The 17,323-nt window shown below is 62.5% G+C and carries 21 protein-coding genes; 10 read left to right on the plus strand and 11 right to left on the minus strand.

Annotated features, from left to right (window positions below; all coding sequences use genetic code 11):
• Positions 1-6 precede the first annotated feature (6 nt).
• Entirely contained in the window at positions 7-711 is a 705-nt protein-coding gene (gene ung, locus DFR46_RS10190) for a uracil-DNA glycosylase (RefSeq protein WP_116236348.1), read from the minus strand.
• Complete coding sequence (locus DFR46_RS10195; protein ID WP_116236349.1) at positions 708-1,337, minus strand: Pr6Pr family membrane protein; 630 nt, start codon at positions 1,335-1,337, stop codon at positions 708-710. The genes ung and DFR46_RS10195 overlap by 4 nt, the downstream gene beginning before the upstream one ends.
• On the opposite strand from DFR46_RS10195, the gene DFR46_RS10200 reads away from it, so the two are divergent.
• On the plus strand, positions 1,331-1,855 hold the full coding sequence (locus tag DFR46_RS10200) for a GFA family protein (protein WP_245953800.1): 525 nt from the start codon (positions 1,331-1,333) through the stop codon (positions 1,853-1,855). The two genes, DFR46_RS10195 and DFR46_RS10200, sit on opposite strands and share 7 nt — an antisense overlap.
• Positions 1,856-1,931: 76 nt before the next feature.
• Here DFR46_RS10200 and DFR46_RS10205 read toward each other — a convergent pair whose 3' ends face one another.
• The 3 genes from DFR46_RS10205 to DFR46_RS10215 form a co-directional block, all read right to left on the minus strand.
• On the minus strand, positions 1,932-2,114 hold the full coding sequence (locus DFR46_RS10205) for a PspC domain-containing protein (RefSeq protein ID WP_116236350.1): 183 nt from the start codon (positions 2,112-2,114) through the stop codon (positions 1,932-1,934).
• Positions 2,115-2,634: 520 nt separating this feature from the next.
• Positions 2,635-3,288, minus strand: a complete 654-nt coding sequence (locus tag DFR46_RS10210; protein ID WP_116236351.1) for a hypothetical protein — start codon at positions 3,286-3,288, stop codon at positions 2,635-2,637.
• Positions 3,285-3,833, minus strand: a complete 549-nt coding sequence (locus DFR46_RS10215) for a thermonuclease family protein (protein ID WP_116236352.1) — start codon at positions 3,831-3,833, stop codon at positions 3,285-3,287. The genes DFR46_RS10210 and DFR46_RS10215 overlap by 4 nt, the downstream gene beginning before the upstream one ends.
• A 93-nt stretch (positions 3,834-3,926) precedes the next feature.
• Between DFR46_RS10215 and DFR46_RS10220 the strand changes: the two genes are divergently transcribed.
• The 3 genes from DFR46_RS10220 to DFR46_RS10230 all read left to right on the plus strand — a co-directional run bounded on the left by DFR46_RS10220 (position 3,927) and on the right by DFR46_RS10230 (position 7,461).
• Complete coding sequence (locus DFR46_RS10220) at positions 3,927-4,730, plus strand: DUF72 domain-containing protein (protein WP_116236353.1); 804 nt, start codon at positions 3,927-3,929, stop codon at positions 4,728-4,730.
• 11 nt (positions 4,731-4,741) lie between these two features.
• Positions 4,742-5,167, plus strand: a complete 426-nt coding sequence (locus tag DFR46_RS10225; protein ID WP_116236354.1) for a hypothetical protein — start codon at positions 4,742-4,744, stop codon at positions 5,165-5,167.
• A gap of 209 nt (positions 5,168-5,376) precedes the next feature.
• On the plus strand, positions 5,377-7,461 hold the full coding sequence (locus tag DFR46_RS10230; protein WP_116236355.1) for a TonB-dependent receptor plug domain-containing protein: 2,085 nt from the start codon (positions 5,377-5,379) through the stop codon (positions 7,459-7,461).
• Here the strand turns inward: DFR46_RS10230 and DFR46_RS10235 are convergent.
• A complete protein-coding gene (locus DFR46_RS10235) occupies positions 7,458-8,087 on the minus strand; it encodes a hypothetical protein (RefSeq protein WP_116236356.1) in 630 nt (209 codons plus the stop codon). The genes DFR46_RS10230 and DFR46_RS10235 overlap by 4 nt on opposite strands.
• A 193-nt stretch (positions 8,088-8,280) precedes the next feature.
• On the opposite strand from DFR46_RS10235, the gene DFR46_RS10240 reads away from it, so the two are divergent.
• A complete protein-coding gene (locus DFR46_RS10240; protein ID WP_147297669.1) occupies positions 8,281-8,610 on the plus strand; it encodes a hypothetical protein in 330 nt (109 codons plus the stop codon).
• A 12-nt stretch (positions 8,611-8,622) separates the two neighbouring features.
• On the opposite strand, the gene DFR46_RS14845 is transcribed toward DFR46_RS10240, so the two are convergent.
• Entirely contained in the window at positions 8,623-8,850 is a 228-nt protein-coding gene (locus DFR46_RS14845) for a hypothetical protein (protein ID WP_162843463.1), read from the minus strand.
• A 109-nt stretch (positions 8,851-8,959) separates the two neighbouring features.
• On the opposite strand from DFR46_RS14845, the gene DFR46_RS10245 reads away from it, so the two are divergent.
• The 5 genes from DFR46_RS10245 (at position 8,960) to DFR46_RS10265 (ending at position 14,413) form a co-directional block, all read left to right on the plus strand.
• A complete protein-coding gene (locus DFR46_RS10245) occupies positions 8,960-10,771 on the plus strand; it encodes an ABCB family ABC transporter ATP-binding protein/permease (protein WP_116236358.1) in 1,812 nt (603 codons plus the stop codon).
• A 55-nt stretch (positions 10,772-10,826) separates the two neighbouring features.
• Positions 10,827-12,590 carry a DNA helicase RecQ gene (recQ, locus tag DFR46_RS10250; protein WP_116236359.1) on the plus strand — a complete coding sequence of 588 codons (1,764 nt, stop codon included), beginning with the start codon at positions 10,827-10,829 and terminating at the stop codon, positions 12,588-12,590.
• 71 nt (positions 12,591-12,661) lie between these two features.
• Positions 12,662-13,090: a protein tyrosine phosphatase family protein gene (locus DFR46_RS10255; protein WP_116236360.1), complete on the plus strand. Its 429-nt coding sequence runs from the start codon at positions 12,662-12,664 to the stop codon at positions 13,088-13,090.
• A complete protein-coding gene (locus DFR46_RS10260; RefSeq protein ID WP_116236361.1) occupies positions 13,087-13,479 on the plus strand; it encodes a hypothetical protein in 393 nt (130 codons plus the stop codon). The genes DFR46_RS10255 and DFR46_RS10260 overlap by 4 nt, the downstream gene beginning before the upstream one ends.
• A gap of 1 nt (position 13,480) precedes the next feature.
• Positions 13,481-14,413, plus strand: coding sequence for a sterol desaturase family protein (locus DFR46_RS10265; RefSeq protein WP_116236362.1), 933 nt, complete (start codon positions 13,481-13,483; stop codon positions 14,411-14,413).
• 52 nt (positions 14,414-14,465) lie between these two features.
• Here DFR46_RS10265 and DFR46_RS10270 read toward each other — a convergent pair whose 3' ends face one another.
• The 4 genes from DFR46_RS10270 to DFR46_RS10285 all read right to left on the minus strand — a co-directional run bounded on the left by DFR46_RS10270 (position 14,466) and on the right by DFR46_RS10285 (position 17,321).
• Positions 14,466-15,800 (minus strand): ammonium transporter, encoded by a 1,335-nt coding sequence (locus DFR46_RS10270; protein WP_425453127.1) that lies wholly within the window; start codon positions 15,798-15,800, stop codon positions 14,466-14,468.
• Positions 15,801-15,808: 8 nt separating this feature from the next.
• Positions 15,809-16,147, minus strand: coding sequence for a P-II family nitrogen regulator (locus DFR46_RS10275; protein WP_116237279.1), 339 nt, complete (start codon positions 16,145-16,147; stop codon positions 15,809-15,811).
• A gap of 152 nt (positions 16,148-16,299) precedes the next feature.
• Positions 16,300-17,112 carry a patatin-like phospholipase family protein gene (locus DFR46_RS10280; protein ID WP_116236363.1) on the minus strand — a complete coding sequence of 271 codons (813 nt, stop codon included), beginning with the start codon at positions 17,110-17,112 and terminating at the stop codon, positions 16,300-16,302.
• Positions 17,109-17,321 (minus strand): putative signal transducing protein, encoded by a 213-nt coding sequence (locus DFR46_RS10285; protein ID WP_116236364.1) that lies wholly within the window; start codon positions 17,319-17,321, stop codon positions 17,109-17,111. The genes DFR46_RS10280 and DFR46_RS10285 overlap by 4 nt, the downstream gene beginning before the upstream one ends.
• Between the last annotated feature and the right edge of the window lie 2 nt (positions 17,322-17,323).

Genomic DNA, 17,323 nt, shown 5'->3' on the forward strand with positions numbered 1-17,323 from the left:
GCCGGTTTAGGTAGCCGCGCTCGGCAGCCGCCAATCGACCGGCTCCAACCCCTGCGCTTCCAGAAACGCATTGGCCTTCGAGAAATGTCGGCACCCGAAGAAGCCGTTATGCGCTGACAAGGGCGACGGGTGCGCGGCTTTCAGCACCAGGTGCCGCCCGCTCTGCTCCACGCTCTGGACGAACGCCGCCTTTTTCTGCGCGTAGCTGCCCCAGAGGAGGAACACGACCGGCTCGCTTTTCTCCGCCACCAGCCTCACGATCGCGTCGGTGAATTGTTCCCAGCCGCGCCCGCGATGCGAGGCGGCCATGCCGGATTCCACGGTCAGCACGCTGTTGAGGAGGAGTACGCCCTGCCCGGCCCAATGCTCCAGATGGCCATGGTTCGCGCGCGGGATGCCGAGATCGCTCTCCATCTCCTTGTAGATATTCACCAGGGACGGCGGCGGGCGGACGCCGGGGCGGACGGAAAAGCAGAGCCCGTGCGCCTGGCCCGGGCCATGATAGGGGTCCTGCCCAAGGATCACGACCCGGACTTTTTGAAGCGGCGTGGCGTCGAGCGCATGGAACCAGAGCGAACCGGCAGGGAAGATCCGCTTGCCGGCCTCTTTCTCGGCAACGAGAAAGGCGCGCAGCTGTTGCATATACTCCGCCTCGAACTCTCCGTTCAGCGGCTCCTTCCAGCTTTCGTCGAGTTTGATCGCCTGACTCATGCAGCGCTCCGCCGTGCCAGCATCCGGTCTATGGCGACGAGCAGCATCCCGGCGGCGATGAAGCCCGCCAATAGCATGGCCATGGTTCCCGCCAGCAGGCCCAGCGTCATCTGCGTCGGATCGAGGAAATAATAGGCATACCAGCCATCCGCCGCCCCGCGGGCAAAGGCGTAAATGCAATAGGCAAGCGGCGGGACAGCCGCCCATAGACCCGCGCGCCAGCCCAGCCCTTCATGCGGGAAAAGCAGCCAGGCAAAGGCAAAGAGCAGCGGCGTAGCGTCATGCAGCATGTGATCGGCCACCAGCTGCAGCCCTTCGGGATTCCAGATATGGCGCAGCGCGAGGGAGTAAACCAGGCCGACAAGGAGAATGGCGGCTGCCGTAACCATCCGACTCAACGGCCCGGCCAGCCGGCCCTGCGGGCGCAACGCCATAGCGGTGGCGACCAGCGCAACCCCGCTGTTGGTGAGGATCGTGAAAAAGCCGAAAAAGCGCCAGAGCGCGGCGGCGGGACTGAGCCCCTGCGCGTTGAACTGCGCAATCAGCAGGCCGAGCTGGATCGCCAGCCCCGTCCAGGCGATGAGGGCGGTCAGCAGTGCGATCGGTCTGGCGAGGTTCGATGTCATCGCTTCTTTTCGTCCGCCTTGTTGGCTGGCGCAAGAGGTGTGCCGCAGATTGCGCTGTCCTGTTCGCCGCGCTTTGTGGCATGATCGGCCGAGAAGGAGAGAGCATGATGACGATGACCGGACAATGTTTATGCGGACAGTTCAGCTATACCGTCGATGCGGAGCCGCAGATGACGGCGATCTGCCATTGCAAGAATTGCCAGCGCCAGTCGGGCAGCGCCTATTCGGCCCTGATCTCCGTCCCGGCGGATGCGGTTACGACCAGGGGCGAACTGAAAACCTATCATGACAAGGGCGAGAGCGGCGCCGGCGTCGACCGGAAATTCTGCACGGAATGCGGATCTCCGGTGCTGACCCATATCCCCTCCATGCCCGGCGCGACATTCATCAAGGCGGGGACGCTCGACGATACAAGCGGACTGAAACCGACAATCGAATTCTGGTGCCAGAGCGCCCAGCCCTGGGTGCCCGAAAATACCGGTGCAATGCGTTTCGATACCAATCCGCCGTCTGGCTGACTGGTCCCGAACGCATCTGTTTGAGGGACGGACGGCCCGAGGGAAGGGGGACCCTCAAGGGCCGTCCGAAAGGGGTTTAGTTGGCAGCCCAGCCGACAATCAGATAGGCGAGCAGCGCTACCGGGCCGAGGGCGAAAAGGGTGAGGGCGACCAGGCCGATGCGGATGGCCAGCACATTCCAGCCCGTCCAGCGAGCAAAGCCGGCGCATACGCCCATCAATTTGGCGTTGCTGCGGTCAAGGGCGAAATTCTGTGTCATGGTCGGGTCTTTCGTGAAGGGATTTGCAGTAGGAAGTGGTTAGGCAACCGGGAGAACCGGGCCGACTGCGGCGCTGATGCACGCTGCGCTTACGATAAGGGCGGCAACTGCGGAGAGAGCGGCGCTCTGAAGGTTTGAGAGATTGAGGGTCATGATGTTGTCTTTCGGATGAAGGTTTGGGGATCGGTGATCCCGTGCCCATTAGGCGACGGGAAGAACCGGACCGACTGCGGCGGTGATGCACACGGCGCTGACGATGAAGGCAGCGACTGCGGAGAAAGCGGCGCTCTGAAGGTTGCTGAAATTGATCGACATGGTTTTGCTCCTGTTGGTCCCGACAGACCGTTCTGCCGGTTCGCCCCATACTAAGCAGGATGCGTGCCAAAACTGCATAATCGTTGTATTACATATTGTTAGGCCAAAAGCTGCCTATCGCGACACATTATTACGTGCGGAGAGTTAGGGTATTTTCCGAACCAATGGGAAAATATTCAGGCGATTTGCCATTTGGGCAGGAAATCTATTCGCTGCCCCAGGCAGGTGGCGGCGTCTCGACCGGCGTCGTCAGGTCGAACTCGACCCGAAAAAAGCGCTCATTCTCGCCCGCGGGCCGGCGCAATTCATAGGCGAAAACCGTATCATCGACCTCCATCGCCCAGACATTGGTGACGGATGCAGCCAGCCCTTCGCGTTCGAACAGAGCGATCGATTCGGCATCGACGGGAAATTCCTGCCGGGTGGCGCTTCCCGGTTCGGCCGTATCCCCACCATATTGGGTAACCGCATCCTCGCTGCCATCCTCATGGCGATGATCATGTTTCAGCTGCAGGCCGGTGCCCGTGTCCGTAATCACCCAGGTGCGCGAGCGATCGTCGCCGACATGAAACGGAATGCGGATCTGATCCGGCGCACAAGACGCAACATGCATGACCAGCGGCTGGCTCGCGATGTCCGCATCTGCTTCGTCGGTCGATACAAGCTGTCCGGCAAAAGCCTGGCCGCAATGTTGGGACAGGTTCGCCATGAACGCGACCTGCGGATCGGCTTCCCCTTCGGTGTCTGCGGGTTCGGGTGCAGGCTGCGAACAGGCTGCGAGCGTCAAAGCCGCCAATGTCGCATGGAGAGGAAGGCGCGCGCGCCGAAGCGCCGGACGATAAGAAGAGGGATAGGTCATGCGCCATCTCTACCGATAGCTTGCGCGGCGCGCCAGTCTGACGGCCGGTCGAATTCTCCGCGCCAGATGCCGCGCCGGGCGGAACGCGCCGTTTCTTCGGCCCGCTCATAACCGGGAAAGGCATAGCGAGACAGAGCGACAGCCCAGCCGGCGCCGAGCATCGCGTGCGCAAGATCGACGCCCGCCGCATTGCGGCACCGCGCCACTGCACGGCGATACCGGTCCTGCTCATGGCTCTCGCAGGTCAGGCCAGGGGACCGGGCCAGCCGCTCCAGCGCCGCCCGCGCTTCACGCCCGCACGGCCATTCCGCGCCTGCGCCATCGCGGCAGTTTTGCCGATATTCCGGTGCGTCCATGCCCTGCAGACGAACGGTCCGTCCGTCCACCCGCAGGCTGTCGCCATCGATGACCTGCACATCGGCGGGCCCGGCGCTGAGCAGCTCGGGCGGATAGAGATGGTTGCGCACGATCAGCGCGGCGAAGGCCAGCCCCGCCAGCAGGGCCAGTGAAGCCAGCACATCGAACAGTCGCCGCACTCTTTTCATGATCGCGCCCTAGCGCGCATTGCGCTGCCATTCCAATCTACCGCTTTCGCACCCTCAATGCTTCGTGGCATAAGGGCGTGATGAGGAGAATCGATGACTGAAGTGCACGACATTCGCGCCGGTATCGGCGGCTGGACCTACAAGCCATGGCGCGGGACATTCTATCCCGAGGGGCTGCGCCAGGCCGACGAACTGAGCTATGCGGCCGGGCGGCTCGGCGCGATCGAGATCAACGGCACCTATTACCGGCTGCAAAAGCCCGAAAGCTTCGCCAAATGGCGCGACGCCGCACCCGAAGGCTTCAAATTTACGATCAAGGCCTCGCGCTACTGCACCAACCGCAAGGATTTGCGCGAAACCGGAGAGAGCATTGAGAGGTTTCTGGGCCAGGGGATTGCCGAGCTCGGCGACAAGCTTGGCCCGCTATTCTGGCAATTCATGCCGACCAAAAGATTCGATCCGGAAGAGTTCGACACGTTCCTCGCCATGCTTCCGAAAACCTATCAGGGGCTGACACTGCACCACGCGCTTGAAGTACGGCATGATAGCTTTGTCTGTACGGAATTTGTCGAACTGGCACGCAAGCATGGTGCCGCGATTATCTGTGCGGACAGCGAGAAATACCCGCAAATCGCCGATCAGACCGCCGACTTTTCCTATGCCCGGCTGCTCGGCGCTTGCGAAGATGTTCCAACCGGCTATCCCGAGCCGGAGCTCGATCGCTGGGCGGATATCGCCGAGGCCTGGCGCGATGGCGGACAGGCCGGGGGAATGGATTATCTGACACCTCCCACGCCTGCACCCGAGGGCCGCGACGTCTATATCTTTTTCATAAACGGAGCGAAGGTCCGCGCGCCTGCCGCCGCCGAAGCCCTGATCGCGCGAACGGTTTCATGAGGAGAATATCGATGCGCAGCATGGCAATCGCCACCACCTTCCTGGCCCTTGGCGCCTGTTCGGGCGGCAGTACAACGGACACCGCCGAACCGGACACTGCCGGACCCGGCACCGATATCGTCGCTCCGGAGACTCATGAGGCCATTCCCCAAGCCTTCCAGGGACGCTGGGATTTCACCGAAGACACATGCGCCGACCCGGGCAGCGAAATGCGGCTCGATATCGAGGCCGATCGCATTAGCTATTATGAAAGCAGCGCGACGCCGGAAACGATTACGCAAACAGGCCCCGGCGCCCTGACGGTCGATCACCGCTTCTCGGGCGAGGGCGAGGAATGGACCGAGACCCTGGCCTATAGTTTGAGCGAAGACGGCGAACGGCTGACCGTAACCTCGCCCGACGGCAGCATGTCGGTCCGGATGCGATGCCCGGCCTAGGCGGCCGGAACCAGCAGCATCCGGCAACGGAACAGCGGCATACCCGGCCCAACCCAACTCCATTCGTCGCACCCGCTTTCCGACGAACGACACTTTTACGACATTTGTCGAAAGATTGATGCCGCTTGTCGGAAAGCCCCCGCCAGACACTGGATGATCGCCCGCCATTCCCCGAAGGACGCTGCATCTCAGGGAAGGAAATTTATACAATGCGGCGTACATCCTGGTTGTTGGTCTCGAGCTCGCTGCTCGCATTTCCGGCTTTCGCGCAAAGCGACGAAGCCGCTGAGGCCGCCAATGCCCCGGTTGACAGCACCCCTTCCGTGCCGACAAGCGGCCAGGATTACACGCCGGATTTCTTCGCCCGCTTTTCCCCCAACTCGGCGCTCGACATGGTGCGCCAGATTCCCGGTTTCACGATTCAGCAGGGCGATGATCGCCGGGGCCTCGGCCAGGGCGGCGACAATGTCCTCATCAATGGCGAACGCGTCTCAGGCAAATCGAACGATGCGATCACCACCCTCGGCCGGATCTCGGCCAGCAATGTGACGCGCATAGAAGTGCGGGACGGCGCATCGCTGGATATTCCCGGGCTTTCCGGACAGGTCGTCAACATCATTGCCGAAACGAGCGGGATAAGCGGAAATTTTTCCTGGAATCCCCAGTTTCGCAGCCGCATCACCAATCCGCGCCTGACCAATGGCGAGATTTCGGTCAGCGGCACGCAGGGCGCGTTCGACTATACGCTCAGCCTCTCCAACACCGATAATTCGTTTCGCGGTGGCGGCGAGGGACTGGAACTGGTGACCGATCCCACGGGCCAGGTCATCGCCACGCATGATGAAATAGCGACATTTTCCGGCGACGCGCCGGTGCTTTCCGGCACCTTCCGGTATGACGGCCCGGGCAGTTCGGTCGGCAACCTCAACCTGTCCTATGGCCGCCGCTATTTCCGCGGGTCCGAGGACTCCGTACGCACCGGGCAGGGGCTGCCCGACCGGACCCGCTTTTTCCGGGATCGCGAGGATGAATGGAATTTCGAAATCAGCGGCGATTTCGAGTTCGCACTGGGGCCGGGCAGGCTCAAGCTGATCGGGCTCCGCAGCTTCGAACGCAGCCCGTTCCGGACCAGCCTCATCACAGACTTTGTGGACGCAACGCCATCGATCGGCGATCTCTTCGAGCGCCAGCTCGACGAGGGCGAATGGATCGGGCGCGCCGAATATGGCTGGGCGATGGGCGGCGAATGGCAGGTGGCCGTTGAAGGCGCGCTCAATACGCTCGATGTCCAGTCCGATCTCTTCGCGCTCGATACCGCAGGCGTTTTCCAGCCGGTCGCCCTCCCCAATTCCAACTCACGCGTCGAAGAAGAGCGGGCCGAGGTCAACATCACCTATGGCCGCCCCATCACCGACAATCTTGCGCTGCAGGCATCGCTCGGCGGCGAATATTCAACGATCATGCAAAGCGGCACCAACGGACTTACCCGGTCCTTCTACCGGCCCAAGGGCTTTGTCTCGCTGGCCTGGTCGGCCAGTGAAACCCTGGACATCCGCTTGCGGGTCGAGCGCGAGGTGGGCCAGCTCAATTTCTCCGATTTCGTCGCATCGACCAACCTTGGCACCAACAGCCAGGATGCCGGCAACCCGAACCTCGTACCACCGCAAAGCTGGAACTATGAGATCGAGGCCACCCAGCAGCTGGGTGCCTTCGGTTCGATCACGGCGCGGCTCTATTATGAGCAGATCAGCGACATTGTGGACCAGATCCCCTTAAGCCCGACGGCCGAAGCGCCGGGCAATATAGACAGTGCCAAACGCTATGGTCTCGAATGGAACAGCACCTTCAATTTCGATCCCCTGGGATGGCGCGGCGGGCGGCTCGATGTCGAATTCACGCTGCAGCGCAGCCGGGTCCGCGATCCGCTGACCGGCGAGAACCGGCCCATATCCAACGACATGCAGCGCGATATCGAGATCGAACTGCGGCACGATGTGCCCGGCACAGAATGGGCCTGGGGCCTTGAATATGAAGACTATCAGGAGGCCAATGGCTACCGCCTCACCCAGATCAACGACTATCGCAACGCGTCTGCCTTTGTCGGCGCCTATATCGAACATAAGGATGTATTCGGCCTGCGCGTTCGCGGCGGCGTCTATAACCTGCTCGACAGGGACGAGAATTTCACCCGCACCTTCTTTGTCGACCGGCGCGACGGGCCGATAGCTTTTATCGAGGACCGGAGCCGCGAATTCGGGCCGATTTTCTCTTTTCAGGTAAGCGGCAGCTTCTAGGAGGCATCCGGAGGGGATGGCCGGCACCGGTCGGCACCGACCAGCTTTGCGCACCGCCGAAAAGCATCGCCTGCTTCGCCCGTCTGCACGGCAGCGGGCAAGGGGGGGCGGTCGGCCCGGGCCAGCCCGCCGAACGTCTGCCACGCCAACAGCCCGACCAGGCCTGCGACAAGCGCGGCGGCGGCAAACTGCGCCAGACCCGCCATTCGGAAACGCGGCGTCTGCGGCCGGGCGCGCTCTGGCATGGCTGCCGCGATTTCCGCAGGCTTCAGGTTCCCGAAGCTGACGACATAGGCCCCTTTGGGAATGTTGATCCGCAAACCTGCGTACGCATCGTCAGCAGCATAGTAATCGTCCAGCAATTTGCGCAGCCGGCCGACCTGGACACGGGGATAGCTGTCTATCCGCGCATCGAAGTCCGCATCCCGGCCAAGACCGTCTACGGCAATGGTATAGGCTTTCAGCCGGTGGCCATTGCCCGCCAGCGTCTGTTCGACAAGGTAGGACAATAAGCGGCACATGACGGGAGAGTGGTTGAACTGCGGCGCATCGAATATCCGGCGCAGTTCCCCTGTTATGTCTTCGCTGCTGGCCGTATTCGGCACATTTGCGGCAACTTCGGTCATCTCAGCCTCGCGCAATCGCGCCCCCGGCTGCCTTCTCAATAGCCACCAAACCTTATGTAACGGTTAAACCCGGGTAACATCGTACGGTCGGAAAAGCCGAGAATCGGCCGTTTTCGTCATGTTACCCCGGAAATCGGCGCGATGTTCCGGTTTTCGGCAGGCAACCATTTGCGCGTTCAATCGTCGACCGTGCATGAACGATCCTTCTCGTCTCTGTCCCGATAGCCGCAAATACCCCCTGCGACTTGCCACCTGTGCGGCAAGCCTGACGCTATTGTTCGCGAGTGGGGCGGCAGGCGCCGTGCCCGAAAATGATTCGGTGCGCGGCGCCTCCTCCCTTGCGCGGGCAAGCGCCACGATCGCCAGCCCGGTATCGGTGCGCGCGGTGGAGCTGGAAAATATGGACATGGAGTTCGGCCGGGCACCGGGGCTGGCCGTTGCGCCCGCAGCGGTCACCCGCCGTGACTGCGCCGATGACAGCTTACAGCAGCGCTGCGCTCTGATCATTCTCGACCTGCCGTAATCGGCGGGCCGGCTAGCCTTCGCCGTTTCCCCAGAAAGATGCCGACTGCGCCGAATAAGGCCTGCATTCGGCCATCAGCAGCGGATAAGGGCGGCTGCTTTCCCGAACAAGAACCTCTTCGCTGCCCGCCAGGCATGCGGCTTCGCTGCGATAGACAGTGTCATCGCGCGCAACCTGCTGGCACATCGCCGCGCTATCCCCGCATCCCAAAATAGCCAAAACGAATAAACCCGGACCCATGATCGTTCCTTCCTTTCAATGGACCAATTCATAAACCCGGCCGGTTGTTCCCTCTGTGTGAAAGATCACAGGCTGGTCGTTTCGGCAAAATACCCTATCTAGGCCGTCCATGCCGCCCGATACCCCAACCAATGCCAAGCTGAAGCAACCCGGCCTCGCCCTGCTGCGCCGGTTCCTTCCCTATCTGTGGCCCAAGGGCGATCCGGGCCTCAAGGCCCGCGTCATTGGCGCCTTTGCGCTCGTCCTGTGCGCCAAAGCCGTGATTCTGGTCATGCCCTTCGCCTATAAGGCGGTGATCGACAGCATGGACGGCAATAACGATCCGGCGATCATGCTCGCGATCGCACTGGTCGTCGCTTATGCCGGCGCCCGCTTCGGCGGGGTTCTGTTCGACAATCTGCGCAATGTGGTGTTCGAAAAGGTCGGCCAGACTGCGGCGCGGCGGCTGACCGAAAATGTCTTCACGCATCTTCATGCCCTGTCGCTGCGCTTCCACCTCGAACGCAAGACCGGCGGCGTCACCAAGATCATCGAGCGCGGTACGAAGAGCATCGACACCATGCTCTATTTCCTGCTCTTCAACATTGCGCCAACTGCGGTCGAGCTACTTGCGGTCTGCATCATCTTCTATGTCAAATTCGGCCCGGGCCTGGTCGCCGTCACGCTTGGCGTGGTTGCGCTGTACATCACGTTCACCCGGCTGGTGACGATCTGGCGGACGCAGCTGCGCCGGGACATGGTGGACCTCGACACCACCGCCTACAGCCATGCCGTCGACTCGCTACTGAACTTCGAGACGGTCAAATATTTCAACGCGGAAGCCCGTGAGGCGCAGCGCTTCAGCCGCTCGGTATCGAGCTGGGCGCAAGCGGCGGTCAAAAGCGAAAACAGCCTTGCCCTCCTCAATGTCGGCCAGGCGCTGCTAACCAATGCGATGATGGCCGGCGCAATGGGCTATACCGTCTGGGGCTGGAGCGAGGGCTTCTTCACGGTCGGCGATGTCGTGCTCGTCAATGCGCTTCTTATGCAGCTGTTCCGCCCGCTCGATTTTCTCGGCACCGTCTATCGGACGATCCAGCAGGGCATGATCGACATGGAAGCGATGTTCGAGTTGATCGACACGCCGGCCGAGATTGTCGATGCGCACGATGCACCCGAACTTGCCGTGCCGCATGGCGCGGTGCGTTTCGAAAATGTCGACTTCGGCTATGATGCCGAGCGCCAGATACTGCGTGGCCTCGACCTCGACATTCCGGCTGGAACCAAGCTTGCAATTGTCGGGCCTTCCGGTGCCGGCAAATCGACCATCGCGCGCCTGTTGTTCCGCTTCTACGATGTCACTTCAGGCCGCATCCTGATCGACGGACAGGATATCGCCAAAGTCAAGCAGGACAGCCTGCGCGCCGAGATCGGTATCGTCCCGCAGGATACGGTGCTGTTCAACGATACGATCGGCTATAATATCGCTTATGGCCGGGACGGCGCGAGCCAGGCGGAGATCGAGGCGGCGGCAAAGGGCGCGGCGATCCACGATTTCATCATGAGCCTCGAACATGGCTATCGGACCCGCGTCGGCGAGCGCGGCCTGAAACTGTCGGGCGGGGAGAAGCAGCGGGTTGCCGTAGCCCGGGCGCTGTTGAAAGACCCGCCTGTCCTGATCCTCGACGAGGCGACCAGCGCGCTCGACAGTCGCACCGAGGCCGAAATCCAGGCAACGCTCGATCAGGCCGCACGCAATCGCACGACCATAGTGATCGCCCATCGCCTCTCTACCATCGTCGATGCCGACGAGATCGTTGTGCTGGAGCAGGGCCGGATTGCCGAGCGCGGGAGTCATGTCGCGCTGATCGCCAAAGCCGGCCTCTATGCCGAAATGTGGGCCCGCCAGCGCGAAGAGCGGGCTATCGACGCCGCCCGCTAACATATGCGTACGAATGGGGGTGACGCCCGGGCCGTCCACCCGATATGCGGAGGCCATGGGCGATCCCGATTCCATTCTCCGCAGCACATTCGGCTTTGCCGGTTTCCGCGGTTCGCAACGCGCCGTGATCGACCGGGTAATGGCGGGTGAGCATAGCCTGGCCGTGATGCCGACCGGCGCGGGGAAATCGCTCTGCTATCAGATCCCGGCGCTGGCCCGGCCGGGCACCGCGCTCGTCGTGTCGCCGCTGATTGCGCTGATGCACGATCAGGTGCGCGCGGCCAAAGCCGTCGGCATCGAGGCCGCCACGCTGACCTCCGCCGACAATAACCGGGCTGAAACCATGGCGCGGTTCCGCGATGGCTCGCTGGATCTTCTCTATGTCGCGCCGGAACGCGCCAGCGGATCGGGATTCCAGGACATGCTCCGTCAGACGCCGCTCTCCCTCATTGCCATCGACGAGGCACATTGCGTTTCCGAATGGGGGCATGATTTCCGACCCGACTACCGCCTGCTCCGCCCGCTCCTCGACCAGTTCCCCAGCGTTCCCCGCCTCGCGCTGACGGCCACCGCCGACCGACACACCCGCGCCGACATTCTCGAACAGCTCGGCATTCCGGAAAGCGGCGCGATCATTGCCGGGTTCGACCGGCCCAATATCCGCTATGTCATCCGCCCGCGCGCCGGGATCGGCCAGCAGGTCAAGGCGCTGCTGGCCGAACAGCCGGGCGCTGGGATTATCTACGCGACGAGCCGGGCGGCGACGGAAAAGCTGGCCGGGCAGATCGCGGCCACCGGCCGGAATGCCGGCGTCTATCATGCCGGCCTCCCGCCCGAAGAGCGCGCCGCGAACCAGGCGGCCTTCGTTGCCTCCGAAGATATGGTGATGTGCGCGACGATCGCCTTCGGCATGGGCATTGACAAGCCCGATGTGCGCTTCGTCGCCCATGCCGGCATACCCAAGTCTCTGGAGGCCTATTATCAGGAAACCGGCCGCGCGGGCCGCGACGGCGATCCGGCCGAGGCCCGTCTCTTCTGGGGAGCGGACGATTTTTCGCGCGCCCGGCGGCGGGTCGAGACGGAGATCGAAGAGCATCGGCGCGCAGGCGAACGCGCCAGGTTGAACGCATTGGGCGCACTGGTCGAAACCGCAAACTGCCGCCGCGCCATCCTGCTCAGACATTTCGGCGAAGACCCGCCCGCGCAGTGCGGCAATTGCGATAATTGCCTGTCCCCGCCCAAGACCGTGGACGCCACCGAAACGGCGCGCAAATTCCTCTCCGCCGTATATCGGACCGGCCAGAGGTTCGGCATGGGCCATGTCGGCGAAGTGCTGGCCGGGCGGGAAAATGACCGCATCCTCAGCCTTGGTCATGACCGGCTCTCCGTGTTCGGCATTGTCGAAGGCGAGGAGGAGGCGATGGTGAAGCCCGTCGCCCGCGCGCTCCAAACCCGCGACGCGCTTATCCAGACCGAACATGGCGGGCTGGCGCTCGGCCCCGGCGCGCGCGCCATCCTGAAAGGCGAGGAAGAGGTCGCGCTGATCCTGCCCCCCAAGCGCGCCCGCAAGAGCCGGGCAGGTCGCGCCGCCAACCCCGTCGGCGATCCGCTGTTCGATGCGCTGCGCGAGAAACGCCGGCTGATTGCCGCCGAAAATGCCGTGCCGCCTTACGTGGTTTTCCATGACGCCACCCTGCGCGAAATGGCGAGCGCAAAACCGCGTACCCTTTCCGCCCTGTCGCAGATTTCCGGCATCGGCCAAGCCAAGCTCGCGCGGTACGGCGAAGATTTCCTGGCCGTTATCGCGGAGCATGGCTAGGCGCCTCCGCCGCCTCCCCGCTTGCCTCCCGCCCCCTTCTCGCCATAAGAGCGGCGCGAAGGAGATCCCCCATGTTCCGTACCGTGACCGACAGCTTTCTAGCCTCGCCGCAAATCTCGACCGCCGATATTGCCGAGGCGGCGGCGCAGGGGGTGACGCTCATCATCAACAACCGGCCCGAAGAGGAAGATCCGGATCAGCCGAGCGGTAGCGCAATCGCCGCTGCGGCAAGCGAGGCGGGGCTCGACTATGCGGCGATTCCGGTGACCCATGCCGGCTTTTCCGTGCCGCAAGTGGAGGCCATGCGCGCCGCGCTTGACGAGAATGCGGGCAAGACGCTCGCCTTTTGCCGCTCCGGCACCCGCTCGACCCTGTTATGGGCGCTCGCCGAAACGCATAACGGGCGCGACCCGGAAACCGTGGCCGGCGAGGCGGCGAATGCAGGATATAACGTTTCCCCGATCCGTTCGATCATGGATGCTTTCGCAGCGGCAAAATGAACCTGGCCGTGCTTCTCGGTTCGATCGCAGCGGTGCTGGCCCTTGCCGGCATTGCCTGGCTGCTGAAGCTCGGCAATCAACCCCGGATCGAGAGCCCCGAGGCGGCGGCACGGCAGGCCCGGGAAGCGCATAGCGGGTTTCGGCCGACGGAGGTCGCGCTCGACGGGGAAGGGCGCGCGGCGCTGGTGCTGGGCGAGCAGGGGGAGGCGGTGCTGTTGCGTCCGCACGGCGCGCAGATTGCCGCACGGGTTTTCCGCACTCCGCCAAGGGCCACCCGGAAGGGGTCCACGCTGACGATCGCCACCGACGAGAGGATGTTCGGCGACGCGGCGCTGATGCTCGGTGAAGACGAGGCTGCCCGCTGGGCCGCACTGCTGGGGAGACCATAACATGCCCGATCTTCCCAGCCCGACCGAGATAGCAGTTCCCGTTTTCATTCTGTTGGTGCTCATCGAAATGCTGGTCGCCCGGCGCGTCAACCCGGCGCGCTATGAGCCGATGGATACGCTGACCTCGCTGCTGCTCGGCACCGGGAGTACGGTGGCCGGCGCGCTGACGGGGACGGCGGTGTTCGCGCTGGCGCTATGGGTGGCGCAGTTCCAGCTGGTCGAGATCGGCTATGTCTGGTGGGCCTGGCCGCTCTGTTTCCTGCTCGACGATCTGGCCTATTATGTGTTTCACCGCAGCGCCCACCGGGTCCGCTGGTTCTGGGCGAGCCATGTCATCCACCATACCAGCCAGCATTACAATCTCTCGACCGCGCTCCGGCAGACATGGACGGGCTTTATCAGCGTCTCCTTCATCTTCCGGCTGCCGCTCTTCCTGTTTTTCCCGCCGACGATGGTGTTCTTCTGCGCGGGACTCAACCTCGTCTACCAGTTCTGGATCCATACCGAGATGATCGGGCGTTTCCCGCGCTGGTTCGAGGCGGTGATGAACACGCCCTCGCACCACCGCGTCCACCACGCGACCAACCCGCGCTATCTCGACAAAAACTATGCGGGCGTTTTCATCATCTGGGACAGGATGTTCGGCACGTTCACCGCCGAGCTTGACGAAGACAGGCCGCGCTACGGCATCATCAAGAATCTCGGGAGCTTCAACCTGATATGGGCGGCCTTCCATGAATGGGTCGGCATCTCGAGAGATGTGTTCGCTGTTCGGGGGCTACGCAACAAGCTCAACTATATGATCCGCCCACCCGGCTGGAGCCATGACGGGTCGCGCGATACCAGCGACTCGATCAAGGCGCGGTGGCGGGAAGATGAGGATCGCGAGAGCAAGCCGAACGCGAATCCGTCCGAAACCCTCCCTACAGAATAAAAATGGGCCGGCGGATTGCTCCGCCGGCCCAGTTATTCGCGGGAACGAATTTCTAATAGTTATAGGCACGCTCGCCATGTTCGGCGAGGTCGAGGCCTTCGCGTTCGGCCTCTTCGCTGACCCGCCCGCCTGTCACCAGCTTGGCGATGGTGGCGGCGATTGCCGTGCCGATGGCGGCCCAGACGATGGCTACGAGGACCGCCACGATCTGGATCCAGACCTGCTCGCCCATGGCGACCGAACCGTCGCCGGGGCCGCCGAACAGGGGCTGGTAGACAAGGCCGGTGCCGATAGCGCCGACCATGCCGCCAATGCCGTGAATGCCGAAGGCATCGAGCGAGTCGTCATAGCCGAGCTTCGGCTTGAGGAACGCCACCGCATAATAGCAGACGATAGAAGCAACAGCGCCGAGGATGATTGCGCCGAACGGCCCTGAATTGCCTGCAGCCGGGGTGACAGCGACAAGACCGGCAATAACGCCCGAACAGAAGCCGAGAGCCGACGCCTTTTTGCCATTCACTGCCTCGGCAAGCATCCAGAACAGCGCGGCCGATGCCGTGGCGACGAAGGTGTTGATCATTGCCAGGCCAGCCGTGCCGTCCGCTTCGAGTTCGGAGCCCGCGTTAAAGCCGAACCAACCGACCCACAACAGGCCCGTGCCGATCATCGTCATCGTCAGCGAGTGCGGAGGCATCGGTTCTTTCGGATAGCCGGTGCGCTTGCCGAGGATCATCGCCGCCACGAGCGCCGAGATACCGGCATTGACGTGCACCACGGTGCCGCCGGCAAAATCCAGCGCACCCATGTCGAACAGAAAACCGCCGTCCCACCAGACCATGTGCGCGATCGGAAAGTAGACAATGGTGAGCCAGATAGCCGTGAACAGCATGACGGCCGAGAACTTCACGCGTTCGACGAGCGCGCCGAGCACCAGCGCCGCGGTGATCGCCGCAAAGGTCATCTGGAACGAGATGAACACATATTCGGAGATCACTTCGTCGGAAAAGGTCGCGGCTGTGCTGTCTGTCGTGGTTTGCGCCAGGAACAGATTGCCCCAACTGACGAAACTGTTGCCTTCCGGCCCGAAGGCGGTGCTGTAGCCATAGACAACCCAGATAATCATCGCGAGCGCCGATACCGCGCCGATCTGCGTCATCGTGGAGAGCATGTTCTTGGTGCGTGTGAGGCCGCCGTAGAAAAGGGCAAGGCCGGGAAGGATCATGAGCAGGACGAGGATCGTCGCCGTCATCATCCAGGCATTGTTGCCGGGATTGGGCACCGCTGCAGCCACCTCTTCGGCAGCTTCGGCGGCATCCTGCGCCCAGACGGGCGCGGCGGCGAGCGCCGCCATCGTCAGAGCAGAAATTTTGGTGAAAAGTCGCATCATAAACCCCCTTACAAAGCCGTATCGTCGGTTTCGCCAGTGCGAATTCGCAGTGCAGCACCAACATCGAGCGTGAAAATCTTACCGTCTCCAATCGAGTCCGTATTGGCGGCGGCGGCAATGGTTTCAACAACCCGCGGCGCGAGATCGTCGCTCACAACGGTTTCGATCCTGATCTTGGGAACCATGTTCGTGGCATATTCCGCACCGCGATAAACTTCGGTTTGACCCTTTTGCCGGCCAAACCCCTTCACCTCGATCGCGGTCATCCCCTGGACACCGACATCGGACAATGCCTCGCGGACCTCGTCCAGCTTAAATGGTTTGATGATAGCTATAATGAGTTTCATATCGCCTCCCTGTTCGACCCAAGATTGCTGCATCGCAACATAGCTGTCAAATGGTAAAAGCAATAAGAATAGCGTTTTTCTTGTAATTTAATTACAGATGTGGCGGCAAATCCCTGTTTTCCGACAAGTGTGCGGGTGCAAACTTTTTTAGATCAGGCCTGAGCCAGTCGCTCGATTTCCGGCATCGCTTCGGCCGTCGCGCGCCGGCCGATCGCGATCAGATCCTCGGCCCGCGTGAAGTTGGACGTGTCGATATGGCCGACCGGAAGCGCGAGTTCGAGGTCAGGCGGATCGCGGTCGAGCGACAGGCGCGTAAGCTGCGAAAGCATCAATCCGGTGGCGCTGCGCACCACCGAAAGCGTTGTAAGCCGGGGATTTTCCGCATCGCTGATTCCAACGGCTTTCCGGCGCGCTTTATAATCGCCCTGGAGATTGATCGCGACGACCGGCCTGCCACCTGCCATCGATCGCGCCGGAACGACAGGGACGGGCATCACCGCGCCGCCATCGGAAAGGATCCGTCCGTCATGCAGGACCGGCTGGAAAATGCCGGGCAGCGCAATCGTCGCGTGTATCGCATCGGTGACCGGACCATGATCGAGGATCACCGTATCGCCGGACAGGAGATCGGCGGCGACAACCGCCGTCGGGATCGAAAGCGATTCGAAAGTCAGGTCGCCGAGATGGGTGTCGAGCAATTTGGCAATCGCCTTGCCGCTGAGCACCGACCCCGGACGCCAGTTCAGCCCCAGATAGCGAACCACCGAGCGAACCGAAGAGGCCGAATGGGCAAGCTCTTCAAGTATTTCCAACCGGCCCGAGGAAAAGGCGATGGCCGCAACGCCGCCGATCGATGTGCCGGTCAGCGCTTTTATTCCGACACCCGCCGCTTCCAGTTCGCGCAATACGCCGATATGGGCCCAGCCCAGCCCGGCGCCGCCGCCAAGGGCGAGGGCGATTGTCATTGCGCCTCGGCCTCGCGGATAACGACGCGCGCCGCTTCCAGGTCGTTCTCATCGACCATGAGCCGGACAGGAATCATGATGCCCACGCTCTCGGCAATGTTCATACCGGCGTCGAAACAGACGGCATCGATCCCGTCGGCCGCCAGTCGGCCGCGGATTATTGAAGCCTCCACACCGTTCGAAAACCGGCCAAGTTCAACCAGCGCCATGA

The sequence above is a fragment of the Parasphingopyxis lamellibrachiae genome (assembly GCF_003385775.1).
Classification (GTDB): domain Bacteria; phylum Pseudomonadota; class Alphaproteobacteria; order Sphingomonadales; family Sphingomonadaceae; genus Parasphingopyxis; species Parasphingopyxis lamellibrachiae.